At 64.8% G+C, this 26,414-nt stretch carries 21 protein-coding genes and 1 tRNA gene; 13 read left to right on the top strand and 9 right to left on the bottom strand.

The genetic code is table 11. The features are described 5' to 3' along the window. The first annotated feature begins 207 nt into the window (after positions 1-207). A complete protein-coding gene (locus CCOS191_RS00820; RefSeq protein ID WP_046853692.1) occupies positions 208-1,263 on the top strand; it encodes an AlgP family protein in 1,056 nt (351 codons plus the stop codon). Here CCOS191_RS00820 and CCOS191_RS00825 read toward each other — a convergent pair. After that, positions 1,239-1,718 carry a TIGR02444 family protein gene (locus tag CCOS191_RS00825; protein WP_046853693.1) on the bottom strand — a complete coding sequence of 160 codons (480 nt, stop codon included), beginning with the start codon at positions 1,716-1,718 and terminating at the stop codon, positions 1,239-1,241. The genes CCOS191_RS00820 and CCOS191_RS00825 overlap by 25 nt on opposite strands. 50 nt (positions 1,719-1,768) lie before the next feature. On the opposite strand from CCOS191_RS00825, the gene CCOS191_RS00830 reads away from it, so the two are divergent. The 3 genes from CCOS191_RS00830 (at position 1,769) to CCOS191_RS00840 (ending at position 4,978) form a co-directional block, all read left to right on the top strand. Further along, complete coding sequence (locus CCOS191_RS00830; protein WP_038707040.1) at positions 1,769-3,679, top strand: ATP-binding cassette domain-containing protein; 1,911 nt, start codon at positions 1,769-1,771, stop codon at positions 3,677-3,679. Next, on the top strand, positions 3,679-4,266 hold the full coding sequence (locus tag CCOS191_RS00835) for a mechanosensitive ion channel family protein (protein ID WP_046853694.1): 588 nt from the start codon (positions 3,679-3,681) through the stop codon (positions 4,264-4,266). Before CCOS191_RS00830 ends, CCOS191_RS00835 begins: the two co-directional genes overlap by 1 nt. A gap of 79 nt (positions 4,267-4,345) precedes the next feature. Continuing rightward, positions 4,346-4,978, top strand: coding sequence for a LysE family transporter (locus CCOS191_RS00840; protein WP_046853695.1), 633 nt, complete (start codon positions 4,346-4,348; stop codon positions 4,976-4,978). Between the two features lie 75 nt (positions 4,979-5,053). Here CCOS191_RS00840 and CCOS191_RS00845 read toward each other — a convergent pair whose 3' ends face one another. Beyond that, positions 5,054-5,806: a slipin family protein gene (locus CCOS191_RS00845; RefSeq protein WP_046853696.1), complete on the bottom strand. Its 753-nt coding sequence runs from the start codon at positions 5,804-5,806 to the stop codon at positions 5,054-5,056. A gap of 3 nt (positions 5,807-5,809) precedes the next feature. Next, positions 5,810-7,153, bottom strand: coding sequence for an NfeD family protein (locus tag CCOS191_RS00850; RefSeq protein WP_046853697.1), 1,344 nt, complete (start codon positions 7,151-7,153; stop codon positions 5,810-5,812). A 96-nt stretch (positions 7,154-7,249) separates the two neighbouring features. On the opposite strand from CCOS191_RS00850, the gene CCOS191_RS00855 reads away from it, so the two are divergent. The 3 genes from CCOS191_RS00855 to CCOS191_RS00865 all read left to right on the top strand — a co-directional run bounded on the left by CCOS191_RS00855 (position 7,250) and on the right by CCOS191_RS00865 (position 8,719). Further along, a complete protein-coding gene (locus tag CCOS191_RS00855) occupies positions 7,250-7,708 on the top strand; it encodes an aminoacyl-tRNA deacylase (protein WP_023629227.1) in 459 nt (152 codons plus the stop codon). A gap of 59 nt (positions 7,709-7,767) precedes the next feature. Continuing rightward, positions 7,768-8,010, top strand: a complete 243-nt coding sequence (locus CCOS191_RS00860) for a DUF2789 domain-containing protein (RefSeq protein WP_023629226.1) — start codon at positions 7,768-7,770, stop codon at positions 8,008-8,010. A gap of 70 nt (positions 8,011-8,080) precedes the next feature. Next, on the top strand, positions 8,081-8,719 hold the full coding sequence (locus tag CCOS191_RS00865) for a hypothetical protein (RefSeq protein ID WP_023629225.1): 639 nt from the start codon (positions 8,081-8,083) through the stop codon (positions 8,717-8,719). A gap of 6 nt (positions 8,720-8,725) precedes the next feature. On the opposite strand, the gene CCOS191_RS00870 is transcribed toward CCOS191_RS00865, so the two are convergent. Together CCOS191_RS00870 and CCOS191_RS00875 are read right to left on the bottom strand one after the other, a co-directional pair. Continuing rightward, positions 8,726-9,163, bottom strand: a complete 438-nt coding sequence (locus CCOS191_RS00870; protein WP_023629224.1) for a CBS domain-containing protein — start codon at positions 9,161-9,163, stop codon at positions 8,726-8,728. 323 nt (positions 9,164-9,486) lie between these two features. Beyond that, the gene (locus tag CCOS191_RS00875; RefSeq protein WP_046853698.1) at positions 9,487-11,217 is read right to left on the bottom strand and encodes a dipeptidase; all 1,731 of its coding nucleotides are present in this window, start codon (positions 11,215-11,217) and stop codon (positions 9,487-9,489) included. 219 nt (positions 11,218-11,436) lie between these two features. Between CCOS191_RS00875 and CCOS191_RS00880 the strand changes: the two genes are divergently transcribed. Continuing rightward, on the top strand, positions 11,437-13,287 hold the full coding sequence (locus CCOS191_RS00880) for a DUF3857 domain-containing transglutaminase family protein (RefSeq protein ID WP_046853699.1): 1,851 nt from the start codon (positions 11,437-11,439) through the stop codon (positions 13,285-13,287). Positions 13,288-13,380: 93 nt separating this feature from the next. On the opposite strand, the gene CCOS191_RS00885 is transcribed toward CCOS191_RS00880, so the two are convergent. Further along, positions 13,381-13,457 (bottom strand) — tRNA-Arg (locus CCOS191_RS00885). Between the two features lie 276 nt (positions 13,458-13,733). Between CCOS191_RS00885 and CCOS191_RS00890 the strand changes: the two genes are divergently transcribed. Continuing rightward, positions 13,734-16,262, top strand: coding sequence for a dermonecrotic toxin domain-containing protein (locus tag CCOS191_RS00890; protein ID WP_046853700.1), 2,529 nt, complete (start codon positions 13,734-13,736; stop codon positions 16,260-16,262). A 3-nt stretch (positions 16,263-16,265) separates the two neighbouring features. Here the strand turns inward: CCOS191_RS00890 and CCOS191_RS00895 are convergent, their stop codons facing one another. Together CCOS191_RS00895 and CCOS191_RS00900 are read right to left on the bottom strand one after the other, a co-directional pair. After that, positions 16,266-17,129 carry an ABC transporter ATP-binding protein gene (locus CCOS191_RS00895; protein WP_046853701.1) on the bottom strand — a complete coding sequence of 288 codons (864 nt, stop codon included), beginning with the start codon at positions 17,127-17,129 and terminating at the stop codon, positions 16,266-16,268. Next, positions 17,126-18,709, bottom strand: coding sequence for an ABC transporter permease (locus CCOS191_RS00900; RefSeq protein WP_231867464.1), 1,584 nt, complete (start codon positions 18,707-18,709; stop codon positions 17,126-17,128). Before CCOS191_RS00900 ends, CCOS191_RS00895 begins: the two co-directional genes overlap by 4 nt. 299 nt (positions 18,710-19,008) lie before the next feature. Here CCOS191_RS00900 and CCOS191_RS00905 point away from each other — a divergent pair, with 299 nt between their 5' ends. Both CCOS191_RS00905 and CCOS191_RS00910 read left to right on the top strand, forming a co-directional pair. Beyond that, positions 19,009-20,049, top strand: coding sequence for an ABC transporter substrate-binding protein (locus tag CCOS191_RS00905; protein WP_046853702.1), 1,041 nt, complete (start codon positions 19,009-19,011; stop codon positions 20,047-20,049). A gap of 28 nt (positions 20,050-20,077) precedes the next feature. Further along, positions 20,078-20,983 carry a TauD/TfdA dioxygenase family protein gene (locus CCOS191_RS00910; RefSeq protein ID WP_046853703.1) on the top strand — a complete coding sequence of 302 codons (906 nt, stop codon included), beginning with the start codon at positions 20,078-20,080 and terminating at the stop codon, positions 20,981-20,983. A gap of 33 nt (positions 20,984-21,016) precedes the next feature. Here CCOS191_RS00910 and CCOS191_RS00915 read toward each other — a convergent pair whose 3' ends face one another. Next, complete coding sequence (locus tag CCOS191_RS00915; RefSeq protein ID WP_046853704.1) at positions 21,017-21,922, bottom strand: LysR family transcriptional regulator; 906 nt, start codon at positions 21,920-21,922, stop codon at positions 21,017-21,019. Between the two features lie 192 nt (positions 21,923-22,114). Between CCOS191_RS00915 and CCOS191_RS00920 the strand changes: the two genes are divergently transcribed. Together CCOS191_RS00920 and CCOS191_RS00925 are read left to right on the top strand one after the other, a co-directional pair. Beyond that, positions 22,115-24,448: a TonB-dependent receptor gene (locus CCOS191_RS00920; RefSeq protein ID WP_046853705.1), complete on the top strand. Its 2,334-nt coding sequence runs from the start codon at positions 22,115-22,117 to the stop codon at positions 24,446-24,448. Between the two features lie 17 nt (positions 24,449-24,465). After that, positions 24,466-26,139, top strand: coding sequence for an aryl-sulfate sulfotransferase (locus tag CCOS191_RS00925; RefSeq protein WP_046853706.1), 1,674 nt, complete (start codon positions 24,466-24,468; stop codon positions 26,137-26,139). Positions 26,140-26,414 lie beyond the last annotated feature (275 nt).

Below are 26,414 nucleotides of genomic sequence, written 5' to 3' on the forward strand. Positions count from 1 at the left end.
ATGAGCGCGAAGTATGCCAGCGTTGTTGACCCGAGATGTGTAAATATCGGCACTGCACTAATGGGCAACTACACTTGTTTCCAGCTGCAAGACAACAACTTTGCCCAGGCATGCAACGCGGCGCTACTGAGACTGTCAACATGCCCTAGCGGCGGTAGCAGCAGAAGCATAGTATGAGCCGCACTCTCGTCAGCCAGGAGGTAAACCATGTCGGCCAAAAAGAAGCCAGTAAGTACGCCGTTGCACCTGCTCCAGCAACTTTCGGGCAGCCTGCTCGAACATTTGGAAGATGCCTGCTCCCAAGCGCTGGCGGATGCCGAGAAACTCTTGGCCAAGTTGGAAAAACAACGTGGCAAGGCCCAGGAGAAACTGCACAACGCCCGCCTGAAGTTGCAGGACGCCGCCAAGGCCGGTAAAGCCAAGGCACAAGGCAAGGCACAAAAAGCCGCGGGTGAACTTGAACACTTGCTCGATTCGCTCAAGGATCGCCAGGCGCAGACCCGTACTTACATCCAGCAACTCAAACGCGATGCGCAGGAAAGTCTGAAACTGGCCCAGGGTGTCGGCAAGGTGCGTGAGGCGGCCGCCAAGGCCTTGGACTCGCGTACTGCGGCACCGAAAGCCGCCGCGAAACCTGCAACCAAATCCGCAGCCAAACCTGCTGCCGCCAAAGCACCGGCGAAGACCGCCGCCGCGAAACCTGCCGCCAAGCCAGCGGCCAAACCGGCTGCCGCCAAAGCACCGGCGAAGACTGCAGCTGCGAAGCCTGCAGCCAAGCCAGCGGCCAAACCGGCTGCCGCCAAGGCACCGGCGAAGACCGCCGCCGCGAAACCTGCCGCCAAGCCAGCGGCCAAACCGGCTGCCGCCAAAGCACCGGCGAAGACTGCAGCTGCGAAGCCTGCAGCCAAGCCAGCGGCCAAACCGGCTGCCGCCAAGGCACCAGCGAAGACTGCCGCTGCGAAGCCTGCCGCCAAACCGGTTGCTGCCAAGGCACCCGTGAAGACCGCTGCCGCCAAATCAGCGGCAAAACCAGCGGCCAAGCCTGCTGCCGCCAAGGCCCCGGCCAAGCCCGCAGCAACCCGGCCCGCCGCGAAACCGGCAGCCAAGCCAGCAGCCAAACCAGCCGCTGCCAAAGCTCCAGCCAAGCCTGCCGAAAGCAAGCCAGCCACTCCGGCCGCCAACGCCACCCCGGCGCCTGCGACCAGCGCGACCGCGCCTGCAGCCAGCGGCACTTCGACTCAGTCGCCGACTTCGGCGTCCTGAAGCCCACGGGCCGCGACGCGCAGCTGATGCAGCGCGTCGTGGTTCCTGGCCAGGTCTGGCGCCAGCCAGGCCAGCCAGTCCGGCGCCGCGCCCGCTTGCGCCGGCCACTCTCGCGCCAACGCCTCCAGGCGCTCCAGCAAGGTGCGTTCAGCCTGCAGTTCCAGAGCTTTCACCTGCTCACGCATCACGCTCAGTTGCGGGTCAGCCAGCGCGTGTTCGCGCCATTGCCGGCGCAGCGCGCGTAACGGCATCACAACGTCGCGCTGCCAGGGCCGGGACAGCGCCAGCAGGGTGGCAATCCGTTGTTCGTCGGGGACTACGCCGCGGGCCTGCAGCCAGGTGCCGCAAAGCAGCAGGCAGACATCGCCGCCCAGTTCCTGGAGGGCCAGACAGGCCGCCTCGACACCCGGCCGGGCATAGAGGGCCAGGGCATGATTCCACAGGTCGGTGTGCATGGTTTCACTCGCGCCAGTGATCGGGGAAGCTGGTAGACTCCGCGACCATCATGATCAGACTATCGAACCTCACTTTACAGCGTGGTCCCCAGCGCCTGCTAGAAGGCGCCGAGATGACCCTGCACACCGGCCACAAGGCCGGCCTGATCGGTGCCAACGGTGCCGGCAAATCCAGCCTGTTCGCCTTGCTGCGCGGCGAGCTGTCGCCCGATGCCGGTGACTGCCAGCTGCCCGGCGACTGGCGCATCGCCCACATGCGCCAGGAGGTCGATACCCTCGACCGTATCGCCGTGGACTATGTCCTCGATGGCGACGTGCGCCTGCGCAAGGTCCAGGCCGAACTGGCCGCCGCCGAACTGGCCCACGATGGCACTGCCCTGGCGCGCCTGCACAGTGAACTGGACAGTGCCGACGGCTATACCGCCGATGCCCGCGCCCGCAAGCTGCTGGCCGGCCTTGGCTTCAGCAACGAGCAGATGGACCGCCGCGTCGGTGACTTCTCCGGTGGCTGGCGGATGCGCCTGAACCTGGCCCAGGCACTGATGTGCCCGTCCGACCTGCTGCTGCTCGACGAGCCCACCAACCACCTGGATCTCGACGCCATCCTCTGGCTGGAGGATTGGCTCAAGGGCTACCCGGGCACGCTGCTGCTGATCTCCCACGACCGCGACTTCCTCGATGCCGTGGTCGACCATGTGCTGCACGTCGAACAGCGCAAGCTCAATCTCTACAAGGGCGGCTACAGTGCCTTCGAGCGCACCCGCGCCGAACGCCTGGCGCAACAGCAGCAGGCCTACGAGAAGCAGCAGGCGCAGCGCGCGCACATGGAAAAGTACATCGCCCGCTTCAAGGCCCAGGCCACCAAGGCCCGCCAGGCGCAGAGCCGGATCAAGGCCCTGGAGCGCATGGAGGAGCTGTCGGCGGCCCACGTCGATTCACCCTTCGATTTCGTCTTCCGTGAGTCGGAGAAGATCTCCAGCCCCCTGCTCGACCTGTCCGAAGGCCGTCTGGGCTATGGCGACAAGGCCATCCTCGAGAAGGTCAAGCTGCAGCTGGCGCCGGGTGCGCGCATCGGTCTGCTTGGCCCCAACGGCGCGGGCAAGTCGACCCTGATCAAGAACCTCGCCGGTGAGCTGCAGCCATTGTCCGGGCGCCTGGTGCGTGGCGAAAACCTCGCCGTCGGCTACTTCGCCCAGCATCAGCTCGACTCGCTGGACGACAAGGCCAGCCCGTTGCTGCACCTGCAACGCATCGCACCGGGCGAGCGTGAGCAGACCCTGCGCGACTTCCTTGGTGGTTTCGACTTCCATGGCAATCGTGTCGACGAGCCGGTGGTCAACTTCTCCGGTGGCGAGAAGGCCCGCCTGGCCCTGGCGCTGATTGCCTGGGAGCGGCCGAACCTGTTGCTGCTAGACGAACCGACCAACCACCTGGACCTCGAGATGCGCCTGGCGCTGACCATGGCGCTGCAGGAGTTCGCGGGTGCCGTGGTGGTGGTCTCCCACGACCGTCACCTGCTCAAGAGCACCACCAACGACTTCCTGCTGGTGGCCGACGGCAAGGTCGACACCTTCGATGGCGACCTGGACGACTACAGCCGCTGGCTGGTCGAGTTCCGCCAGCGCAACGCGCCGGTGAGCAGCACGCCGGCCAACCCGGACAAGACCGACAAGAAAGCCCAGCGCCAGGCTGCCGCGGCCCTGCGCCAGCAGTTGGCGCCGCACAAGAAGGCGGCCGACAAGCTGGAGGCCGAGCTCAACCAGGTGCACAAGGACCTGGCCGAGGTCGAGACCGCCCTGGGCGACGGTGGCGTGTACGAGGCCGCGCGCAAGGATGAACTGCGCGACCTGCTGGCCCGCCAGACCAAGCTCAAGCAACGCGAAGGCGAGCTTGAGGAGGCCTGGATGGAAGCCCTGGAAACCCTCGAAAGCATGCAGGCCGAACTCGAGGCGCTGTCCTGATGGAGGAGCTGCGCTCGCTGTTGCCGGGGCAGTGGATGGACTCGATGTGGCTGGGGCTGCAGATTCTGCTGATCCTGATCGCAGCGTTCATCCTGCAGCGCATGGTCGCTCGCGGGTTGAGAAGCCTGGGCGAACGCTACCCGTTGCCGCACGAGCTGATGGTGCCGGTGCGCGGCGCCTTGCGCTGGCTGATCATGGGCAGCGCGCTGCTGTTCGTGCTCGAGCGCCTGGGTGTATCGGCCACGGTGTTGTGGACCGCGCTGTCGGGCTTCGTCGCGGTGGCGGCGGTGGCGTTCTTCGCTATCTGGAGCGTGCTGTCCAACCTGCTGTGCGCGGTGCTGATCTTCACCGTCGGGCCGTTTCGTATCGGCGATGTGGTCGAGCTGGTCGACACCCTCGACAAACCGGGAGTGAAGGGCCGGGTGATCGCCATCAACCTGCTGTACACCACGCTGATGGAAACGCCGGAAGCGGGTGGCGCGCTGGTGCAGGTGCCCAACAGCCAGTTCTTCCAGAAAGCCGTGCGCCGTTGGCGTGGCGCCGAGGCCGCCACTGCGGTCAAGCCGGAATCGCCCGAAACCGATTGAAGCCGCAGAATTTACTGGTTATTTTTTCGCCAGCACCGTAGCTTAACGCTTTGTAACAAATGTTCGAGCGAGGTGTGCGATGTCGATGGAAACGTGGTTGGCCTTCTTTGCCGCGTGCTGGGTGATCAGCCTGTCGCCGGGTGCCGGGGCGATCGCCTCGATGTCCAGCGGGCTGCAGTACGGTTTCTGGCGTGGTTACTGGAACGCCCTGGGCCTGCAACTGGGCCTGATCGTGCAGATCGCCGTCATCGCCGCCGGTGTCGGCGCCATCCTCGCCGCTTCCGCCACGGCCTTCCAGGTCATCAAATGGTTCGGCGTCGCCTACCTGGTGTACCTTGCCTACAAGCAATGGCAAGCCCTGCCGATGGACATGAGCGACGAGTCCGGGGTGCGGCCTATCGGCAAGCCGCTGAGCCTGGTGTTTCGTGGCTTCCTGGTCAACGTCAGCAACCCCAAGGCGCTGGTGTTCATGCTTGCGGTGCTGCCGCAGTTCATTAATCCGCACGAGGCGTTGCTGCCCCAGTACGTGGCGATCACCGTGACCATGATCAGCGTCGACCTGCTGGTGATGGCGGGTTACACCGGCCTGGCTTCGCGGGTGCTGCGCCTGTTGCGCACGCCCAAGCAGCAGAAGCGCCTGAATCGTACCTTTGCCGGATTGTTCATTGGCGCGGCGACGTTCCTGGCCACTCTGCGCCGGGCGCCGCTCTGATTTCGAACGTCCGATGATCATCGCGGGGCCAGTCGCATCGGCGCACTGCGGATGCGACTGGCCCCGCGATGGTTTTCAGCGCTGCTTGTCCACCAGCCCCTTGAGCAGATCCATCGGCATCGGAAACACGATGGTCGAGCTCTTGTCCCCGGCAATCGAACCCAGCGTCTGCATGTAGCGCAGTTGCATCGCCCCCGGCTCCTTGCCCAGCATCTGCGCCGCCTGCATGAGTTTCTCCGACGCCTGCAACTCACCTTCGGCATGGATCACCTTGGCCCGTCGTTCACGCTCGGCCTCGGCCTGGCGGGCGATGGCGCGGATCATCGATTCGTTCAGGTCGACGTGCTTGATCTCGACGTTGGCCACCTTGATGCCCCAGGCGTCGGTCTGTGCGTCCAGCACTTCGCGAATATCCGAGTTCAACTGTTCGCGCTCGGCCAGCAGTTCGTCCAGCTCGTGCTTGCCGAGCACCGCCCGCAAGGTGGTCTGGGCCAGCTGGCTGGTGGCGGCGAGGAAGTCCTCGACCTGGATGATCGCCTTCTGCGGGTCGAGCACGCGGAAGTAGAGCACGGCGTTGACCTTGACCGAGACGTTGTCGCGGGTGATCACGTCCTGGGGCGGCACATCGAGGACCACGGTGCGCAGGTCGACGCGCACCATCTGCTGGATCCCCGGAATCAGGATGATCAGGCCCGGGCCCTTGACCTGCCAGAAGCGCCCGAGCTGGAACACCACGCCGCGCTCGTACTCGCGCAGGATGCGCAGCGCCGACAGCAGCAGTATGGCCAGCAGCACCAGCACGGCGCTGAAACCGAATTGCATGAACATCGTCTACTCTCCTTGCGCCGTGGGCGCAGTGGCGCTGACCTCCAGGGTCACGCCATGACGGGCCGTCACCCGCACGTGCTGGCCAGGTTGCAGAGGTGTCGCGCACTGCACCTGCCATTGTTCGCCCTGGGCCTGTACCGAGCCGCAGAACGGGTTGTCGGTGCGCACCTGCGTCACCGTGACCAGGCTGCCCACCAGCCCGGCATCGCCGCTGACCAGGGCGCGCCGGCGCGCTTTCAGCGCCATGCCCAGCACGCCGCCGAGCAACAGTGCCGAGAGCACCGCCAGGCTGATGATCAGCGCCAGCGGGATGCCGAAGCCGGGGGCATCGGTGTCCATCAGGATCACCGCCCCGACGACGAAGGCGACGATGCCGCCGAAGCCGACCACACCGAAGCTGGGCAGGAACGCCTCGGCGACCATGAACGCTACCCCGAGCAGGATCAATGCCACCCCGGCATGGCTCACCGGCAACAGTTGCAGGGCATACAGCGCCAGCAGCAGACAGATGCCGCCGACCACGCCGCCGACCCCGGAGCCCGGGTTCATGAATTCGAACAGCAGGCCGTACACGCCGATCATGATCAGGATCAGCGCCACGCTGGGGTTGGTGATCACTGCGAGCAGGCGGGTGCGCCAGTCCGGCAGGTGTTCGGTCACGCTGGCCTCATGGGTGCGCAGTTGCACGGTCTGGCCTGCGACGAGCAGTGACTTGCCATCGAGCTGGCGCAGCAGGTCGGGGAGGTCGTTGGCGATCAGGTCGATTACCTGCAAGCGCTGGGCTTCGCTGGCCGACAGGCTGACGGCCTCGCGCACGGCCTTCTCCGCCCAGTCGGCGTTGCGCCCGCGCAGCTGGGCCAGGCCACGGATGTAGGCCGCAGCGTCATTCACCTGTTTGCGTGCCAATGCGCCTTCTTCGCTGTTCGTGGCGGGTTGTTCAGCTTTGCCGGGAGCGCCGATCTGCACTGGCGTCGCTGCGCCGAGGTTGGTCCCTGGGGCCATGGCCGCGATATGGCTGGCGTAGAGGATGTAAGTGCCGGCGCTGGCTGCCCTGGCGCCACCCGGGGCGACGTAGGTGGCCACCGGCACGGGGCTTGCCAGGATGGCCTTGATGATCTGGCGCATGGCGCTGTCCAGCCCGCCGGGGGTATCGAGGCGGATCACCACCAGTTGCGCGCCTTGTGCCTGCGCCTGGTCTAGCCCACGTAGCAGATAGTCAGCGCTGGCCGGGCCGATGGCATCATCGACGCTCAACAGCCATACATTTGCGCCAGGCGCGCTCTGGCCACTCGGCACGAAGCCGAGGATCAACAGCAACAGCAGCATGCGCCAGCGCTGGGCGATCACCTGTCGTCACCTCATGCGGACCTGTCTTTGAAGTTTAGTCGTGGCTGCTGGGCCACGGCCTAAACTTGAGGATGGGGGCAAAACCGGAGGTGCATCATGCGTATGGCCAAGACCCTTCAGCAGCGCCTGGACCAGGCCAACTGCGACTACGACATCATTCCCCATCCCCATTCGGCCACCAGCCTGGAGTCGGCGCGCACGGCCGGCGTACCCGCCGAGCGGGTCGCCAAGTCAGTGATGCTCGATGACCGCCATGGCAACTTCATCATGGCCGTACTGCCGGCCAACCGGCATCTGGACATGACCGAGGTGCGCATGACCGGCGCCTGGCAACTGACCCGCGAGAGTAACCTGCCGAGCCTGTTCGGCGATTGCGAGCGCGGCGCCATCCCGGCCCTGGGCGACGCCTACAACATTCCCATGCTGCTCGACCGGAGTCTTACCCGCCAGGGCGATGTCTACCTCGAGGCAGGTGACCACGATCATCTGATCCACATGAGCATGGAGCAATACTTGAAGCTGGTGCCGCACGCCGAAGTGCGCGAATTGAGCTGATGCTCGCAACCAACGCCGGGTTGGCGTCGTGGACGACCCGCCCGGCCCGAGGAGGAATCATGGAAGCACCGAACCATCCATTTGCCGACCTGTTCAAGCAATTGGGGCTGGCGGACGATGCCACCAGCATCGACCAGTTCATCACCACTCATTCGCCGTTGAAGAACGAGATCAAGCTGGTGGACGCACCGTTCTGGACCGAGGCGCAAAGAACCTTTTTGAAGGAAAGCATCATAGAGGACGCCGATTGGGCGGTACCCTTCGACCAACTCAACGAAGCACTGCGTCGCCCCCGCAAATAAAGCGCCGAGCGGCACCTGATGGGTGATCGGGCCGTTGCTATGCTCAGGTAAAACAAGAGGGGATGGCGCAATGAAAGATCCCTACGCACCAGGATTCTGGTGCACCGTGACGATCCTGGGCACCCTGACCGCCGGCTACTTCTACGGTATCCGGCACACCCACCAGATGAACCAGGCCGTGCAGTTTCTCTATGCCGCCGCCGCCGTTACCGCGGCGGTGGCGCTCTGCGGCCTGGCCTGGATCGCCTGGCAGCATTTGCACCTGAACAAGCGTGAGGTGGCCCAGGGGCGAACGTTGCTGACCATCTGGAACACCAAGGTCGCCCTGCGCCGGGTCGAGACGGTGTTCGACCGCTACTTCTGGGGCAGCTACTGGCACTCCGGGCGCACCTTCGAGGAGGTGATGGGTGAGCTCAAGGGCACACCGTTGGAGCAAAGCCTCGACGCCCTCAAGCGCCAGTGCCGGGAACTCGACCGTGAGGTGCACGACCACCACCATCACTGGCTGGCCAATGCCCGCGACCTGTCCAGCGTGGCCACGGCGATGGCCCGCGAGCGCTACCAGCTGGACCTGTGCGATGCCCCGGTGCGCGACGGCGGCAATACCGCCGTGCTCAATCGCGATCTGGAAGTGCTGGTGTACACCTGGTCGGCGCGCCTGCGCAGCTTCGACCATCAGCTGGACGAACTGGAGCGCGCTTACCACTAGGCGGGATCATTCCCCGCGGATGTACTGCTCGAGCTGCAGGATCAGGTTGGCCTGCTCGGCGATGGTTTCCTTCACCAGGTCGCCAATCGACAAAAGCCCCAGCAGCTTGCCGTTATCCACAACGGGCAGGTGGCGCAGATGGCGGTTGGTCATCAGGTTCATGCAGTACTCGAGGTTCTGCTTGGGCTCCACGGTGACCACCGGCGAACTCATGATTTCCCGTACCGGCGTGGCAGCCGATGAGCGCCCCTTGAGCACCAGTTTGCGCGCATAGTCGCGCTCGCTGACGATACCTACGACCTGGTCGTTTTCCATCACCGGCAATGCACCGACGTTCTTCTCCGCCAGCAGCTTCAAGGCATCCAGCACCGAGTCATCAGGGCTGATGGTGTAGACGGTCTGGTGCTGGGACTTGGCTTTGAGGATTTGTTCGACGTTCTTCATACGGGCCTCGGTGGGTGAAAAAGCGCGGTGTCGGAGTAAATAAAGCATCCGGCACGGCGCTCTGCACGGCAATGCAGGAAACGGCATCGAGGTGATTGAAAAACGTCATCGGTGAAGCGGGGCTGCTGCGCCGCCCAATCGCCGGCAAGCCGGCTCCCACATCGATCGCGCCATCTTCAAGGTCAGCGCTGTACCTGTGGGAGCCGGCTTGCCGGCGATGAGGCCAGTGCAAGCAACACAAGACTGTTGCTTGCAGCGGCAGTTCTCCAGGGGCTGAGGGCGCTAGCCAGTGAAAGGGCCGCAAAGCGGCCCTTTGAGAAGGCTCAGAGCTTCGGCATCTGCCCGATCCGCGCCACCATCTCGCTGACGATCTGCAGGTCGAGCATGAACTGCTCCACGGTCTTGAACTCGTTGTCGTTGTGCCCGGTGTACTTCACATCCGGCATGGCCAGGCCGAACTGCACGCCGTTGGGCAGGTCGTGCACCGAGGTGGCGCCGGCGGAGGTGCCGTACTCGTGCTTCATGCCCAGGTTCTCGCTGGCCACGGCCAGCAGGGCCTTGACCCACTCGCCCTCGGGGTTGCGGTACATCGGCTCGTCCATGCTGTAGTCGAAGGCCACCTTGGTCTTGCTCTTGGCAACCCAGCTGTCGAGCTTGCCGGAGATCTCACCCTTGAGGGTGTCGAGCGACTTGCCTTTGGGAATGCGCAGGTTCACCGCCAGCTTCAGCGCCTTGTCATCCAGGCCGACGAAGGTCAGCGAGGTGGTCAGCGGGCCCATGAAGTCGTCCTTGAAGCCCACGCCAAGCTTGTTGCCCAGGTAGTCCAGGCCCCAGTTGTCGGCGGCGTAGCGGGCGGCGTCGGTGATGTGGTTGTGCTTGAGCGGCACGTCCTTGCCCAGGCCGTTGAGGAAGTCGAGCATGCGCGCCACCGGGTTGACCCCGGACTCGGGCTCGGAGGAGTGTGCCGAAACGCCAGTCACGGTCAGCAGCACCTGCTTGCCGTCGACCTTGGCGTCGATGCTGAAGTCACCGCCATGGCGCTTGACGTAGGCTGCGCCGGCTTTTTCCAGGGCCTTGGCCAGTTCGGCCGGCTTTTCGCTGGTCAGGGTCGCTACCGAGCTGCCGGGGATCTGGTTGGTGGCCAGGCCGCCGGTGAGGTTGATCACCTCGGCGCCTTTGCCATCACCGGCACGCTTGGCGAAGGTGGCCATGACGGTGCCATAGCCCTTCTCGGCGATCACCACCGGGTAGCCGCCGTCCAGCGCGAGGTTGTAGTCAGGGGTGGCGTTGCGTTCGAAGTAGTAGGGGATGGCATCACCGGTGGTTTCCTCGGTGGTGTCCACCAGCAGCTTGAACTGGCGCGCCAGCGGCAGCTTTTCGTCCTTGGCTACTTTCAGCGCGTAGAGCGCGACGACGATGCCGTTCTTGTCGTCCTCGGTGCCGCGGCCGTACATGCGGTCGCCCACCAGGGTGACCTTGAACGGGTCGAGCTTGGTGCCGTCCTTGAGCTTCCAGTTTTCCGGGGTGACCGGCACCACGTCGGCATGGGCGTGGATACCGATGACTTCCTTGCCCTCGCCGAGGGTGATCTCGTAGACGCGGTTGTCGATATTGCGGAACTGCAGGCCGAAGCCCTCGGCCAGGGCCTTGATCTTGTCGGCGATCTTGAGAAACTCCGGGTTTTCGTGCTGCGGCACGCCCTCTTTGCGCACGGTCGGGATCTCCACCAGCTCGCGCAGGGTCTCCTTGGCGGCCTTGCCGTACTTGATGCGGGTGTACAGGCCCAGCAGGCGGTTGATTTCGTCCTGCTGCTCGGCTGACAGCGGCTTGCCGGCCAGGTACAGCTTGAGGGTGTCGTCCAGCTTGTCGGCCTTGGCCAGGTCGCTGCCGGCCAGCTTGCCGAGGAACTGCTTGAAGTCGGCCGGATCGCTGCCGTCGTAGGCCTTGATGATGGCGGCGGACTGCTGCTGGGAGAGGTTGGCCTGGGCCGGGATCGAGAACATGGCCACGCTGGCCAGCAGGAGCGATGCGGCGGATAGCTTGGTAAATGGCATGGGTGTGCGCATTCCTTTGCAAGGGGTGGAGGGTGACCGTTTACGCAAACGGAAGATGCCCACGCTATCACCAATGACTACTGGCGCGGGAGAGGTGGCAATGTGCATTTCTGCACAAACGTGCAAGCTTTCATCTACGGCGCGGCCTGCAGCTTTATGACAAAAATGCGTATCATTAGCGTTTTTTGTAATAACCCGTTTTACGAGAGAAGGATCCTCATGTTCACGTCTTACCTTGCACCCCTGGCCGGGGTGCTGGCCTTCACCCTTGCCTGCATCACGCCCGCCCAGGCCCGGGACGATGGCACCGACCACTCTGTCACCCTGGAAAAGGTCGAACAGACCTTCACCGTGCAGACCGACGGCAGCTTCCAGGTGGCGGTCGAGTCGGTCTCGCGCATCAACGAAGAGCGGGCCATCCAGGCCAAGGCCCAGCAGCCGCTGAGCTACAACCGCTCGTACGAAACCCTGGAGGTCGACGAAGCCTTCACCCAGAAGCCAGACGGGCGCAAGGTGATGGTCGATGCCTCGCAGATCAAGGAGCAGCAGGAGCAGGCGCCCACCTACGCGCCGATGTTCCAGGACTCCCGGGTCAAGGTGGTGATCTTCCCCGAAGTGGCCGTCGGCGATCGCCTGGTGCTGCGTTACAAGCGCCATCGCAACACTGCGCTGTTCCCCGGCCACTTCGAGGACCTCACCGGCCCGGATTTCCACCCCGTGGAGCAGTTCTCGCTGATCTACGACCTGCCGGCGGATCTGCCGCTGTACGCTGATGCTCGTGGCTTCAAGGCGTCCACGCCCAAGGCCGGCAAGGGCCGCAAGGTCTACCGCTGGGACTTCGTGCCCGCCGACAGGGCCAGGATCGAGGCGAGCGCCGTGTCCTACCTGGACTACGGCCAGTACCTCGCGGTGTCGACCTTCAAGGATTACGCAGGGCTTGCCGCCAGCTACCAGGCGCGCGCCGGCGTGGAAGTGACGCCGGCCATCGCCGCACTGGCCGAGCAGTTGACGGCGAACCTGCCCGATGCCCGGGCCAAGGCGCTCAAGCTCAGCGACTGGGTACGTGAGAACATCCGCTACGTGGCGGTCTATGTCGGTGCCGGCGGGGTGGTTCCGCATTCGGCGCAGAGCGTGCTGGACAACCGCTATGGCGACTGCAAGGACCATGTCGCCCTGCTCGAAGCGTTGCTCAAGGCCGCGGCCATCGAAAGCTCGCCTGCCCTGATCAACCTCGGCAACGCCTATCACTTGCCCAAGGTGCCGACCCTGGGCGTGCTCAACCATGTGTTGACCTACATACCGAGCCTGGACCTGTACCTGGACTCGACCGACCCGTCTGTGGCCGCCGGCTACCTGCCGCTGATGGACCTGGACAAGACCACGCTGCTGACCGCCTCGGGCGAATTTGGCAAGACCCCGGCTTCCCAGTTTGGCAAGCAGGTCGGTGAGATGCTGTTCAAGGTCAAGGGCACGGGCGCTGCGGACTTCACCGGTGCTTCGACGGTCGAGGGTTGGGCCAGCGAGGTCAACCGCTATGGCGCCAAGTCGATGAAACCGGCCGACCTCGACCGCATGGTCGAGCAGGTGCTCAATGCCTACGGCCAGCGGGGCAGCGGCAAGATCCTGATCCAGCCATCGGTGGCGCCGGAGCACTTCCATAGCCAGGTCGAGGGTCATACCGAGAACCTGGTGAACCTGCCAGGCCCAGTGGGGCTTCCGGCACTGAGCAGCCTGGTCGGCGGTATCTCGCAGATGGTCTATGGCTTTGCCGCCGAAAACGAACGCACCCAGGGCTTCGTCTGCATTTCCAACGAAACGGTGGAGAAGGCGCGCTTCGAGTTTCCTGCCGAAGTCACTGTCCTGGCGACGCCCAAGGCCGTTACCGTGAAGGAAGGCAGCTTCGACTACAGCGCCCTTTACACTCGCGATGGCAACGCCGTGGTGGTCGAGCGGCGCATGCAGTTCAAGCATCCGAAGGCGGTGTGCACGCCTGAAGAATTCAAGGCAATGAAGCCGGTCATTGAAACCATGGTCAGGGACCTGCAAGGCCAGATCATCGTGCAGGGCTGAGGCCCGGAAACGCAAAAGCCCCGCCAGAGTGATCTGAGCGGGGCTTTTGTTTGCCGCCATCGGTGAAAACACACGGGTGGCAGCGCGAAGTCATGGCGCACTCGGCGGGATTCGAACCCACGACCCCTGCCTTCGGAGGGCAGTACTCTATCCAGCTGAGCTACGAGTGCAACGGGGCGCATGATACCCATCTGTGTCGGTGACGTCCATGGCCTTGATACAGGGTTGTTTTTCCATGACACCGGACATGTTCCGGGTGATCCAGACCTGCGCCTGCGTCGAGAGCCTGGTGTGGCCGACATCGGGCTGCGCCGGGCAGGGGCATCGTATCTTTACGACAGCAACATGCATTGCCAGGGTAGGTCCGGGTGGTACTGCGATAGTGCCGAAAGGCTCACGGAGCGCGGTTCAATCGAGAGCCACCCCGCTGCCAAGTGAATCTCAGCATGCCCCTCGACCTCGACCATTTCGCTCGCAGCCTGGCTTCGCTGGGCGACGCGCGGGCATTGATGGACAAGGCTCAAGCCTATCTTGATGGCTGGCCCGACCCCTACCGATTGGCGCATGAGCACGCCGCCACCTACTTGCTCAAGCACATGGGCAAGCCTCTGGACCCGGACCAGGTCTGGTGGCATGTGTTCGATAGCGCGGTCGGTGCCGCCACGACGACAGGTTGGCGCCATAGCGGTCCGCCCCGGCAATCCACGCGTTTCACCGAGCTGTTGATACGTCGCTTCGGCGGCGGCTTCCAAGGCGCTCCCGACACCCTGGCGACCTACGGTGGCTTTTACACCCAGGGGCCTGGCGCCGGGCAGTATGGTGCTGAGAACGAGGTGGCACTGTTGCCGAAGACGGTGATGGACTACCTGTGGACTCTGGATTTCGCTGACGAGACAAGGGAAAAGACGGAACGTTTCTGGGGCAAGGAGGGGCTGGACTTTCCTGTCCTGGCCCGCGCGTGTTTTCTGGCCGCGATCGACCACGGTGTCGGCGTCGGTCTGCTTGAACCGGTCGACAAACAGAATCTGCGGGATTGGCTTGGCATCGCCACAGGTACACCCCTGACGCTGGCGGCACTGTCCCACTCAGGACATGGCGCGCAGTTTGCCGTGTGCCACTTTCCGGTCGGCAACGGCCACTTGGTCACCTTGCGTCACAGCTCGGGACGCGTGGTGTTCTACGCCCCTTCGCTGGAACGCTCTCTTCGCGCATTTGCCGATCATGAGGCAATGGTTCGCTGGGTCGTCGACCGCGTGCAGGCCGATGACGCGCAGGCCTGGCTGGACGCAGTGGAACGGGCCGACCCAGGCATGCCCCTGGGCACGCGGACGGCGAGGCTGTCGGCGGTGCGCGACCAGAGCGGTTCCCCAGGGCGTGCGCTATGGCCGTTCGGCGAGGGGCAGGCATTGCACCTGCCAGACCTGTTCGACACCCTGATGTTGTGGGCCAAGGCAGACCTCGGCCTGACCCTGCACAACCTGGTCAGCAACGCTGACCTGCGCAAGCAGCTCTGGCGCGGTTATCTGGGGGCGTTTATCAACGTCTTCGGCAGCTTCTCGCTGATGGCCTGGCCCATCGGCCTGGTCATGCTGGGCGCGGGGGGCGCCCGTCTTACGCTGGATATCGACACGGCAGTCCGCGCTAGCTCCCAGCGCGAGCGCAGCCAGGCAATACTTGACTCGATAGCTGATGCGCTGGTGATTATCTTTGCCATGATCGAGACAGGGCTGGGCCTGCGGGCCCTGAAGTACCGCGAACCACCGCACTTCGCGGGGATCGCGGCGGCCTTCCTGCAACCGGCGAGGGAAGCGCGACGCGTTCGCCAGCTACTCGACGACCTGGACAGCAACCTCATTGTGGATGACCCGATCCAGACAGGCGGCTTGTTGCAAGGTGTGAGTATCGATGGGCAAGGACGGGGATGGATTCGGGTGGGCGAGTCGGTGTTGCCTGTTCATTACAGCGGCACCTGGTCAAGCTGGATGGTGCTGAAGGACCTGGACGACCTCGAGATCCGCGAAAGCCTGATGGTGCGTCGCGGCCTGGACGGGAACTGGTGGCTGTACGCACCGGAGGGTGACCCAGGTGCGCTGACAACGCAGTTCTGGAGTACCTACATGGAACCCGACAAGGTGCTTGGGCAGAGGCTGTCACTGGCGCTGCTCGATCGCCAGGCACGCTTGCTGGAGGGCGCCGGCTTGCCGGAGTACAGAGGGCATATGGCACCGGTCGACGCATACGGGCACCACTATGTCGAAGTGAGCGGCAAGCGCTTCTATACCTTCAGGCAGGAAGGCGCGTTGCATAACGACCTGGCCATGGAGTACAGCAGTCACATGGCCAAGGTGAACGACCTGTTCAGGGGTGACCGTACCCGCTTGCAGGGCTTTGCCAGCGAAATGCTGGACGACTTCATCGACAGGCTGGCCGACTCTCTGGAGCTTTTGCCCGGCAGCCAGGCTTCGCTGCTCTGGCGCGGAGGGCGGGGTGGCCGGGTCGCGCTGGGAGCACGATACCGGGAAGGGGCGATCAAGGTGGGCGATTTACTGGTCTCGACCGACTTTACCTCGTTTACTGAAAGCCCCTATATCCCCCGCCGGTTCATGCTGCCCAAGGAGGTTGTCGATCTGCCGCTTGCCGAGGTGGCGGGGCATTTCGACGAACACACGGTGTTGTACGAACTGCTCGGGGGCCAACAGCTCAGCGGTCGGCCGGTGGCGCCGCTGTCGCTGAACTGGCAAGAGGCGGAAGTGTTGTTCAAACCCGGCTGCACGTTCTTGATCGACGACATCAGCAGCGTGCAGGGCGAGCAGTTTCGCTTCCTCAAGTTCAGGCTCCGCGAGGTCAACCACAATCCAGGCTCGCCCGTCTTCGACATGCGCAGTGGTCAACCGTTCGAGCGAGTGGCCTATGCCGAGCAAGTGGGCAATGCGCCGTGGCTCGAGCGATTTTTCCCGGCTGCCGAATGGTCTTGATGCCTACAGTGCGATGAGCTCCGGGCGCAGCCCCTCCACCCCCACGGGGGCAGGCTTTATGTAAGCCTGGTCGCTGGTGATCTGGTGCAGGACCTTTTCCCGCAGGCCATGCAGCGCCACGCCGGTACGCCGGCGCGGGTGCGGCAGGTCGATCGGCACCACGGCCTTGATCCGCCCGGGGCGAGGCTCCAGCACCACCACGCGGTCGGCCAGGTAGGTCGCCTCCTCGGCATCGTGGGTGACCAGCAGGATGGTGATCCCCGCGCGTTCACGAATAGCCAGCAGCTCGTCCTGCAGTTGTTGACGGGTCAAGGCATCGAGGGCGCCGAAGGGCTCGTCCAGCAGGAGGATCCGTGGGCTGGCCACCAAGCCGCGAGCAATGGCCACCCGCTGTGCCATGCCGCCGGAAAGCTGGTGCGGATAGGCTGACTCGAAGCCGACCAGCCCTACCAACTGCACGTACTCGTGGACACGCCGGGCGCGCTCGCCCTGAGTGAGCTTTTCATTGACCAACCCCAGGCCGATATTCTGCGCCACCGTCAGCCAGGGAAACAGGCGGTGCTCCTGGAACACGATGCCGCGTTCACCGCCGATGCCGTTGACCGGCTGGCCATCGACGCGGATCTGGCCGCTGTAGTCGTTGTCCAGGCCCACCAGCAGGCGCAGCAGGGTGGACTTGCCGCAGCCCGACGAGCCGACGATGGCGATGAATTCGCCCTGTTCGATCGACAGGTCGAAGTCGCGAATGGCTTCGAACGGCTGGCCATCGACGCTGAAGGTCTTGCCGACTTTCTCGAAGCTGACCAGCGGCGGTGTGGCATCAGCTTGGTTGGCCGCGTGCAGGGCCGGGGTGATGAAGGCATTCATGCGGATCTCCAGCGCGTGGCGCGCGATTCGAGGCGTTGGCCGAGGTGGCCGAGCAGGGCGCCGACCAGGCCGATCAGGACCATGGCGGCCATCACCTGGTCCATGCGGAACAATTGCTGGGCGCCGATCATCAGGCTGGCGATGCCGCCGTCCGAAGGCATGAAGTACTCGGCGCCGATGGTGCCGAGCCAGGCGTAGATCAGCGCCAGGCGCAGCCCGGCGAAGATCGCCGGCGTGGCGCCGGGCAACACCAGCAGACGCAGCCGGTGCGGCAGGTCCAGGCGCAGGGCCTGCGCCGCCTCGCCCAGCTGTGGCGGGAGGCTGGCGATGCCGCGTTGGGTGGCGATCAGCAGCGGGAAGAACGCCGCCAGCGCGACGAACACCAGCTTGGCGCCTTCACCCAGGCCGAACCAGGCGGTCAGCAGCGGCACCCAGGCGAACAGCGCCACCTGGCGCAACGCCGACAGGCTCGGGCCGAGCAGGCGCTCGGCGTTGGCTGACAGGCCCAGCAGCAGGCCCAGGGCGAACCCCGCGCCACCGCCGATCAACAGACCGGCCAGGGTGCGTTGCAGGCTCAGACGCAGGGCCTCGGGTAACGAACCGTCGAGCAGGCCTGCGTACAGGCTGCGCAGCACATCCAGCGGAGAAGAGAGGATGTTGGCATCGACCCAGCCAAGGCTGTTGGCGGCCTGCCACAGCAGCAACAGCCCCGCAGGCAGCAGCAGGCTTTGCCAGCCGCGTGGCACCTGTCCGCGCAACTGCTCGCCAGTGGCCGGTTGCGGCCAGTGCAACAGGCTGCGTTCCAGGCGCGAGAAGCCGCGATCCATCAGTGCGCCGACCAGGCCGATCAGCAGGATGCAGAGGAACACCAGGTCGAGCATGAACAACTGCCGCCCCCAGACCATCAGGTAGCCGATGCCTTCGCTGGAGGCCAGCAGTTCCACAGCCAGCAGCGAGGTCCAGCCAGTGGCCAGGGCCAGCCGCACACCGGCGAGAAACGCCGGTAGCGCGGCGGGCAGCAACAGGTGCAGGAACAGCAGGTGAGGAGGCAGGCGCAGGACAGCGGCGGCCTCGCGCAGTTTGGGTTGGGCGTCGCGCACGCCAACCAGGGTGTGCAGCGTGACCGGCACCACCACCGCCTTGACCAGCACTACCAGTTTGAGCAGCTCGCCGATGCCGAAGAACAGCATGAACAGCGGGATCCAGGCCAGGGTCGGGATTTGCGCCAGGGCGACGAAGGTGGGCAGCACCAGAGTCTGCGCCCGTCGCGACCCGCCCAGCCAGGTGCCCAGCAGCAGGCCGCTGGCGATCCCTGCCAGCAGCCCCCAGATCAGGCGCTGCAGACTTATCCACAGGTGACCCCAGAGTTCGCCTGAGCCGAACTCCAGCGCACTCTGCCAGACCAGCGCGGGGGCGGGCAGGATCTGTTCGCTCATCCAGTGCTCACGGCTGGCGACGACCCACAAGGCCGCCACCGCCAATGGCACGATCCACGGCAGGTAGAAGCGGCCTTGCGTCGCGAAAGGGCTGCGTAGCGGCACCCACAGGCGCCGCAGACTTGCGCTCAAGACTTCGCTCATCGGGGCATCTCCCAAACCGTTCCTTGTTTATTCGTTTATGGAATTAAAAATTCACATAAATTGCATTCAAGAGATAAGAGCATGCGGCCGGTGCATGCGAAAGCCCCGTCCCATTGCGTTTTCCTCATATTTTCCATGCGTTTCCTGCAAGCCCGTCGCAGGCCCGCATGGCGTCTGGTTTATGTCTTCTGGTTACTAAAAAATGAAGTTTTGATCTTTGTAGGTTCTAACCGGACCTGCCTAGCTTCTGCCCCATAGCGCCGGCCATCGCCGGTGGCAGCCTGCCAAGGAGCCTTGCCATGAAAACCACCTTCCGCCACCTGCTCAGCCCGTTGCTCGCCGCCTTGTTGAGTGCCGTGCCCGTGGCAGCCCATGCCGCCCAGCCGGATGTGATCCGTATCGCCGTGCCCGACCTCAGCGCTGGCAGCAAGCCCAGTGCCGGCGGCGTGGTGGATGTACTGCGCGACCAGCAACTGCTGGAGAAAGAGTTTGCCAAGGACGGCATCCGCATCGACTGGCGCTTCTTCAAGGGCGCAGGCCCCGTGGTCAACGAAGCCCTGGCCAACGGCCAGGCGGACTTCGCCTACCTGGGCGACCTGGCCGCGATCATCGGCAAGGCCAGCGGCCTCGACACCCGCGTGCTGTCGGCAGGGGTGCGCGGTGTGAAGAGCTACCTCGGCGTAGTCCCGGGCTCGGGCATCCACAGCCTGCAGGATCTCAAGGGCAAGCGCGTGGCAGTGTTCCGCGGCACCGCCAACCAGCTGTCGTTCGCCAGTGCCCTGGCCAGCCAGGGGCTGTCCGAGCGTGAACTGAAAGTGATCAACCTCGACTTCAACGCCGCCAATGCCGCCCTGGCCGCCAAGCAGATCGACGCCACCTGGGGCCTGTCCAACCTGTTGTCGCTGCGCGAGCGGGGCCTGGTCGAGTTGCCGGTCAACTCACGCAACCTGCAAGGGGCCGGCAGTACTCAAGCGGTGTTGCTCGGCACCGGCGCGTTCATTCGCCAGCACCCTGACCTGGTGCAGCGCCTGGTCAATGCCCAGGAACAGGCGGCGAAGTGGCTGCGCGACGAGCGTAACCGCGAGGCCTATGTGGACCTCGTGGCCAATACCGCCAACTGGCCGAAGTCGATCCTGCGCGACGACCTGGCCGAGGAAAACCTTGCCGAGTACTTCGACCCACGCCTGGACGCTGGCTTCGTCGGCCTGCTGCAACAGGGCGTCGACCTGGCCGCCAAGGAGCGCCTGATCCGCCACGGCTTCCAGGTGGCCGACTGGGTCGAACCACGCTTCATCGATCACGCCCTGCAACAGGACCAGGCCGTCCAGGCCGCCCGCTGACCCGACAACAACCCTGAGGAGCACGACCATGAGCAACGCCGCATTGGCCACCGCGCCGCAAACCCTCGAACTCGATATCCACCCCGTTGCCGGGCGCATCGGCGCCGAGATTCGCGGCATCAAGCTGTCCGCCGACCTCGACCCGGCCACCGTCGACGCCATCCAGGCGGCGCTGGTGCAGTACAAGGTGATCTTCTTCCGTGGCCAGGAGCATCTGGACGACGTCGGCCAGGAAGCCTTCGCCCAACTGCTCGGCGACCCCATCGCCCACCCCACGGTGCCCGTGGTCGACGGCACCAGCTACCTGCTCCAGCTCGATGGCGCCGAGGGGCAGCGGGCCAACTCCTGGCACACCGACGTGACCTTCGTCGATGCCTACCCTAAGGCCTCGATCCTGCGCAGCGTGGTGGCCCCGGCCTCCGGTGGCGACACGGTGTGGGCCAACACCGCTGCGGCCTACCAGGAACTGCCCGAACCGCTGCGTGCCCTGGCCGACCAGCTGTGGGCGGTGCACAGCAACGAGTACGACTACGCCAGCGTGAAACCGGATGTCGATCCGGCCAAGCTGGAGCGCTACCGCAAGGTGTTCACTTCGACGGTGTACGAGACCGAGCACCCGGTGGTGCGCGTGCATCCGGTCAGTGGCGAGCGCGTGCTGCAACTGGGGCATTTCGTCAAACGCATCAAGGGCTATTCGCTGGCCGACTCGCAGCATCTGTTCGCGGTACTGCAGGGGCATGTGACACGCCTGGAAAACACCGTGCGCTGGCGCTGGCAGGCCGGGGACGTGGCGATCTGGGACAACCGCGCAACGCAGCACTATGCGGTGGATGACTACGGTACGCAGCCGCGCATCGTGCGTCGGGTGACCCTGGCCGGCGAGGTGCCGGTGGGGGTGGATGGGCAACTGAGCCGGACCACGCGCAAGGGCTGAGACCGTTGGGGGCCGCAAAGCGGCCCCTGTTCGCTACAACTCGGCGTCACAGGCCACCAACTGCCTCACCAATCCCTGCGCCAGCGCCGACAAGCCATACCCCACCCGGCTCACCACCCCATAGCGGGTGTAGAACGCCTCTTCCTGTTCCGGTGCCAGGTCCGCCAGCTTGAGCGCCACCAGCCCTTCGTACGGACGCAGGTTCGCGCTGCAGGCAATGCCGATGGTGTCCGAGTGCAGCACCACATTGAGCAGCGCATAGCCATGCTCGCATTCCACGCTGGGCAGGAAGTCTTGCCGCCCACTGAGGTCGCTGAGGATCTTGCGGATATTCGGCGGGCGGAAGGTGGTCGCCAGCGGATAGTCGAACAGGTCCTGCGCCCGCACTTCGCCACGCTCGGTCAGCGGATGCCCGGCGCGGCAGCAGAAATGCCAGCGTTGTGGCGTGAGCTTATGCACCTGGTAATCCGGGTCGGCTTCGAACTGGCGGGTGTCGGCGACGAAGAACTCGATCTCCTCGGCGATCAGCCGGCGGTTCAAGGCCTGCCAATTGTCCACCTGGAAGCAGGTGCGCGCCGCCGGGTACTCGGCGACGAAGCGTGCAACCGCCCGCGGCACCAGCCCGCCGGCGGGCGCCGGCCCCGAGCCAAAGCGCACCACGCCGGTGGTGGCGCCGTTGAACTGGTTGATCTCGTTGACCAGATTGTGCGCCCCATGCACCAGGCGCCGCGAATGCTCCAGCACCAGCAGGCCCTGGCGGGTCGGCGCCAGTTCCTTGCTGGCGCGGTCGACCAGGCGGCAGCCGACGTTGTGCTCCAGCGTCTGGATGCTGCGGCTGAAAGCCGATTGCGAAAGGTTCACCGCAGCCGCCGCGGCGACGAAGCTGCGGTGCTCGACAAGGGCGATGAAGTGGCGGAGCTGGCGCAGGTCGATATGCATTTTCTACATGGAAACTTTCGGTGGAATGCAATTGCTGGGAAGGGTTGGGAACCTTATAAAGGGAGTCTCTTATTCCACGAAATATGAATTACAAATATTTATATCTCTTAAAAGAATATAAGCCAGCCTGACCGCGATTCGGTTCCGCCAACGGAAATGCTCGCCTGGGCCCTTGCCTCAAGGAGCATCTGCATGTCCCGACTTTCCCGTTGGCCCGCGCGCGCCTCGTTGTTCGCCCTGCAACCCCTGGCGGCTGGAGTGCTGCTGGCCGCTTCCGGCAGCAGCTTTGCCGATGAGCCCAACGCCGCCCCAGCCGTGACGCAGGAAGCCCAGCTCGGCACGGTCACCGTCAATGCCCGGCGACGCGAAGAGACCGCGCAGAGCGTGCCCACGCCGATCAGCGTGCTGGGCAGCGAAACCCTCGAGACCCAGCGCATCTACCGCGTGCAGGATTTGCAGCAACTGGTGCCGAGCACCAACGTCGCCTATGTGCACGCCCGCCAGTCGAGCATCTCCATCCGCGGCCTGGGCAACAACCCCGCCAGCGATGGCCTGGAAGGCAGCGTCGGGATCTACCTCGACAACGTCTACCTCGGTCGCCCGGGCATGGCGGTGTTCGACCTGCTCGATGTCGAGCAGCTGGAAGTGCTGCGCGGTCCGCAGGGGACGTTGTTCGGCAAGAACACCACTGCCGGGGTGCTCAACATCACCACGCGCAAGCCGACCTTCCACCAGGAGGGCAGCGTGCAGTCATCGCTGGGCGAGGATGGCTACTGGCAGACCCAGGGCAGTTTCTCCGGCCCTTTGACCGATACCCTCGCCGGGCGCATCAGCGCTTATCACACCGAGGACGACGGCTATGTGAAGAACGTCTACAACGGCCACGATCTCAACGGCGGCAAGCGCCAGGGCTTTCGCACCCAGTTGCTGTTCAAGCCCAGCGAAACCTTCAATCTGCGCTGGATCGGCGAATACAACGAAGAGAACTCCGACAACGGCATCCTCAGCCTGTACAGCACCGGGCCGACCATCAACGGCGTGAACCGTTACGAGAGCCTGGCCGCCCAGGCCGGCGCCACCCTGGTGTCGGGCAAGGATCGCAAGGTCAACTTCGACGCTGACCAGATGGTCAAGGTGTTCCAGGGCGGTACTTCGGTGGAAGCCAACTGGACCCTGCCCAACGACTTCACCCTCACCTCGATCACCGCCTACCGCTGGTGGGACTTCACGCCGCGCAACGACGACGGCCTCAACGTACCGGTGTTCCACAGCGCCGGGGTTTCGGTCCGTGACAAGCAGTACTCCCAGGAAATCCGCCTGGCTTCGCCAACCGGCGGCTTCTTCGACTATGTACTCGGGGCCTACTATTTCAAGCAGGACCTGGACAACAAATCGTTCACCTACAACGGACCGCAAGCCGACATCTGGAACCTGACCCCGGCTGGCGCCCTGGCCAACGTCACCACAATCGGCAACGGCCACATCGATACCGACAGCTACGCGTTGTTCGCCCAGGGCACCTGGCACCTGACCGAGCGCCTGGATTTCACCGCCGGGGTGCGTGGCACCTACGAGGAGAAAAGCGCCTGGGTGACCCGCGACGCGCCGTCCGGCGGCGCGGCCGTTACCGGTGCGGCGGCCGCGGCTCGCCAGGGCCGGGTGGGCGCCTACGATTCAGGTGACCTCAACCAGTACAGCTTCGCCCCTTCCGGGCTGCTCAGCCTGAGCTACCGCTTCAGCGACGCGGTGCTGGGCTATGCCAGCCTGTCCCACGGCGAGAAGTCCGGTGGCGTCAACCTCACCGTCGGCGCCGCGCCAAGGCTGGGCACAGACTCGCTGCTGGTGGGTACCGAACGCGCCAACAACGCCGAACTCGGCATCAAGAGCACGCTGCTGGACAACCGCCTGCAGCTCAACACCAACCTGTTCTGGACCGAAGTGCACGGCTACCAGGCCAACGTCTATGACGAGGCCAACCGCGTGCAGTACCTGGCCAACGCCGGCAGCGTGCGCTCGCGGGGCCTGGAGTTCGAGGCCACGGCCCTGCCGGTCCGCGGGCTGACCGTGAATTTCAATGGCTCGTGGAACGACGTGCGCTACACCGAGTACGACGACGCACCGTGCCCGCCGGAGGTGAGCCTGGCCAATGCCGCCGCCACTTGCGACCTGTCCGGCCACCAGGTGGTCGGCGCCTCCAAGTACATCGCCAACCTCAACGGCCAGTACAAGTGGCAGCTGACCGAGCGTATCGAGCCCTACGTCACTGCCAGTTACGCCTTCCGCTCCAGGGCCGTCGGCACCATCGACGACTCCGACTACGGCCAGATTCCCAGCTACGCCATCGTCAACCTGTCCACCGGCGTGCGCCTGGACCAGAGCGACGGCGTGCTCGACCTGTCGCTGTGGGTGAAGAACGCCGGCGACAAGACCTACTTCACCAGCCTTTGGAACTCCGCCAACGGCGGCTATGCCGGCGTGCTGGGCACCCCGCGCACCGTGGGCGCCACCGCCCGTTACGACTTCTGAGCACAAGGAGCTTTGCCATGAACGCCAAGACCCAACCCCACGACCTGCCCGAAGGCGCCTGCCTCACCGCCAAGGTACCCGACCGCGACGAAGCCCTGCTCGGCGACGTGGTGGTCAACCCATACCGTCTGGCGCCGTTGACCGCGATCATCCGTGATGGCGGGCGCACCCTGAGCGCCGCCCATGTGCGGGTGCTGGGACGCGGCGAGCGCGGTATCGATATTGTCTACGACGTGTCCGACCGCTCGCTGTGGACCTACGGCGGCATTCCGGTGTTCGGCCTGTACCCCGACCACGTCAACCAGATCGAGGTGAGCTACAAGCTCGATGGCGAACGCATCCGCGAGCATTACGAGATCTACGCTCCGGCGGTGCGCCTGCCGGTGGTGGCGAAGCAGACGGCGGCGCTGCCCGAGGTCGAACCGGTCAAGGTCGCGCCTGGCTTCGAGCAGCGGCTGTACCTGTTCAATCACCTGCTGGCCGAGATCCCCGGCGGGCGTGCCTTCAAGTGGAACGGCCTGGGCGGCGCCGCCGAGTGGGACTCGGTGGGCAACAACTGGATCGCCGACAGCAACGGCGATGTGCGCTGGTACCTCGATATCGAGCAGATCCACGACTCCAACCACCGCGACGGCCTGGGCGGGACCATGGGCTTCCACCAGACCCGCGACGGCAAGCTGATCTGGGGCCAGGGCCAGACCTACTCCAAGTACGACCTGCTTGGCCGGCGTATCTGGCAGCGCAACCTGCCGGACAAGTTCGCCGACTTCTCCCACGAGATCCGCGAGACGCCCAACGGCACCTACCTGCTGCGGGTCGGCACCAGCGACTACCGCCGCCCGGACGGCAAGCGCGTGCGCTCGATCCGCGACCATATCATCGAGCTCAACGAGGCCGGTGACGTACTGGACTTCTGGGACCTGAACCAGATCCTCGACCCGTACCGCGGCGAGCTGCTGGAAACCCTGGGCAAGGCCGCGATCCAGCTGCCGGACGGCGTGCAGAAACAGGACGAGCGCCTGGCCAACGAGCTGGCCGAGGGCGACCTGCCGTTCGGCGATACGCCGGGGGTAGGTACCGGACGCAACTGGGCTCACGTCAACGCCATCGACTACGACGCCGATGACGACAGCATCATCGTTTCAGCACGGCACCAGGGCGTGGTAAAGATCGGTCGCGACAAGCAGGTGAAGTGGATTCTTGCCGCGCCCCAGGGCTGGCCGGCGCGCCTGCAGGACAAGGTGCTCAAGCCCGTGGGCGAGGGCTTCGAGTGGTCCTGGACCCAGCACACCGCCTGGCTGACCGGACGCGGCACGCTGACCGTGTTCGACAACGGCTGGGGCCGGGACTTCGGCCCGACCAAGCTGGCGGGCAACTACAGCCGGGCGGTGGAGTACAAGATCGACGAGGCCAAGGGCACGGTCGAGCAGGTCTGGCAGTACGGCAAGGAGCGTGGTGACGAGTGGTACAGCCCGATCACCTCGGTGGTGGCGTATCGGGCCGATACCGATACCCAGTTCATCTATTCGGCTTCGGTGAACTTCCTCACGCCCCAGAAGCTGACGACCAGCGTGCTCAATGAAGTGCGTCGCGGCACCCAGGAGGTGGCGGTGGAGCTGAAAGTGCACAGTCGCCAGCCGGGCAGCGTGGGCTACCGGGCGCTGGTGATCGACCTCGACAAGGCGTTCTGACCCTTCCTTCTGACCGATGGTCTAACCTCTTACGGCCCAATCGCGGGGCAAGCCCGCTCCCACAGGAACCCTGCGCTCCTTGTGGGAGCGGGCTTGCCCCGCGATTGGGCCGTTTGCCAGGGGGGTGTTCAACCACTCGTTCTTTTTTTCGAACAGCCTATTGTCCAACCCCCCAGCGCCCGCTTAGCATTCCGTTTGAGATTTCAAACGCTCGGCACCCAGGCGTCGAACACCCTGGTGCACGAATTCCTGACGGCCGCCCCCGCATTGAGGGC

This window comes from Pseudomonas sp. CCOS 191, from assembly GCF_001007005.1.
Lineage (GTDB): Bacteria > Pseudomonadota > Gammaproteobacteria > Pseudomonadales > Pseudomonadaceae > Aquipseudomonas > Aquipseudomonas soli.

Coding starts and splice junctions, on each gene's coding strand:
- CCOS191_RS00820 (WP_046853692.1), top strand. CDS start 208: ATGTCGGCCAAAAAGAAGCCAGTAAGTACGCCGTTGCACCTGCTCCAG.
- CCOS191_RS00825 (WP_046853693.1), bottom strand. CDS start 1,718: ATGCACACCGACCTGTGGAATCATGCCCTGGCCCTCTATGCCCGGCCG.
- CCOS191_RS00830 (WP_038707040.1), top strand. CDS start 1,769: ATGATCAGACTATCGAACCTCACTTTACAGCGTGGTCCCCAGCGCCTG.
- CCOS191_RS00835 (WP_046853694.1), top strand. CDS start 3,679: ATGGAGGAGCTGCGCTCGCTGTTGCCGGGGCAGTGGATGGACTCGATG.
- CCOS191_RS00840 (WP_046853695.1), top strand. CDS start 4,346: ATGTCGATGGAAACGTGGTTGGCCTTCTTTGCCGCGTGCTGGGTGATC.
- CCOS191_RS00845 (WP_046853696.1), bottom strand. CDS start 5,806: ATGTTCATGCAATTCGGTTTCAGCGCCGTGCTGGTGCTGCTGGCCATA.
- CCOS191_RS00855 (WP_023629227.1), top strand. CDS start 7,250: ATGCGTATGGCCAAGACCCTTCAGCAGCGCCTGGACCAGGCCAACTGC.
- CCOS191_RS00860 (WP_023629226.1), top strand. CDS start 7,768: ATGGAAGCACCGAACCATCCATTTGCCGACCTGTTCAAGCAATTGGGG.
- CCOS191_RS00865 (WP_023629225.1), top strand. CDS start 8,081: ATGAAAGATCCCTACGCACCAGGATTCTGGTGCACCGTGACGATCCTG.
- CCOS191_RS00870 (WP_023629224.1), bottom strand. CDS start 9,163: ATGAAGAACGTCGAACAAATCCTCAAAGCCAAGTCCCAGCACCAGACC.
- CCOS191_RS00875 (WP_046853698.1), bottom strand. CDS start 11,217: ATGCCATTTACCAAGCTATCCGCCGCATCGCTCCTGCTGGCCAGCGTG.
- CCOS191_RS00880 (WP_046853699.1), top strand. CDS start 11,437: ATGTTCACGTCTTACCTTGCACCCCTGGCCGGGGTGCTGGCCTTCACC.
- CCOS191_RS00890 (WP_046853700.1), top strand. CDS start 13,734: ATGCCCCTCGACCTCGACCATTTCGCTCGCAGCCTGGCTTCGCTGGGC.
- CCOS191_RS00895 (WP_046853701.1), bottom strand. CDS start 17,129: ATGAATGCCTTCATCACCCCGGCCCTGCACGCGGCCAACCAAGCTGAT.
- CCOS191_RS00900 (WP_231867464.1), bottom strand. CDS start 18,709: ATGAGCGAAGTCTTGAGCGCAAGTCTGCGGCGCCTGTGGGTGCCGCTA.
- CCOS191_RS00905 (WP_046853702.1), top strand. CDS start 19,009: ATGAAAACCACCTTCCGCCACCTGCTCAGCCCGTTGCTCGCCGCCTTG.
- CCOS191_RS00910 (WP_046853703.1), top strand. CDS start 20,078: ATGAGCAACGCCGCATTGGCCACCGCGCCGCAAACCCTCGAACTCGAT.
- CCOS191_RS00915 (WP_046853704.1), bottom strand. CDS start 21,922: ATGCATATCGACCTGCGCCAGCTCCGCCACTTCATCGCCCTTGTCGAG.
- CCOS191_RS00920 (WP_046853705.1), top strand. CDS start 22,115: ATGTCCCGACTTTCCCGTTGGCCCGCGCGCGCCTCGTTGTTCGCCCTG.
- CCOS191_RS00925 (WP_046853706.1), top strand. CDS start 24,466: ATGAACGCCAAGACCCAACCCCACGACCTGCCCGAAGGCGCCTGCCTC.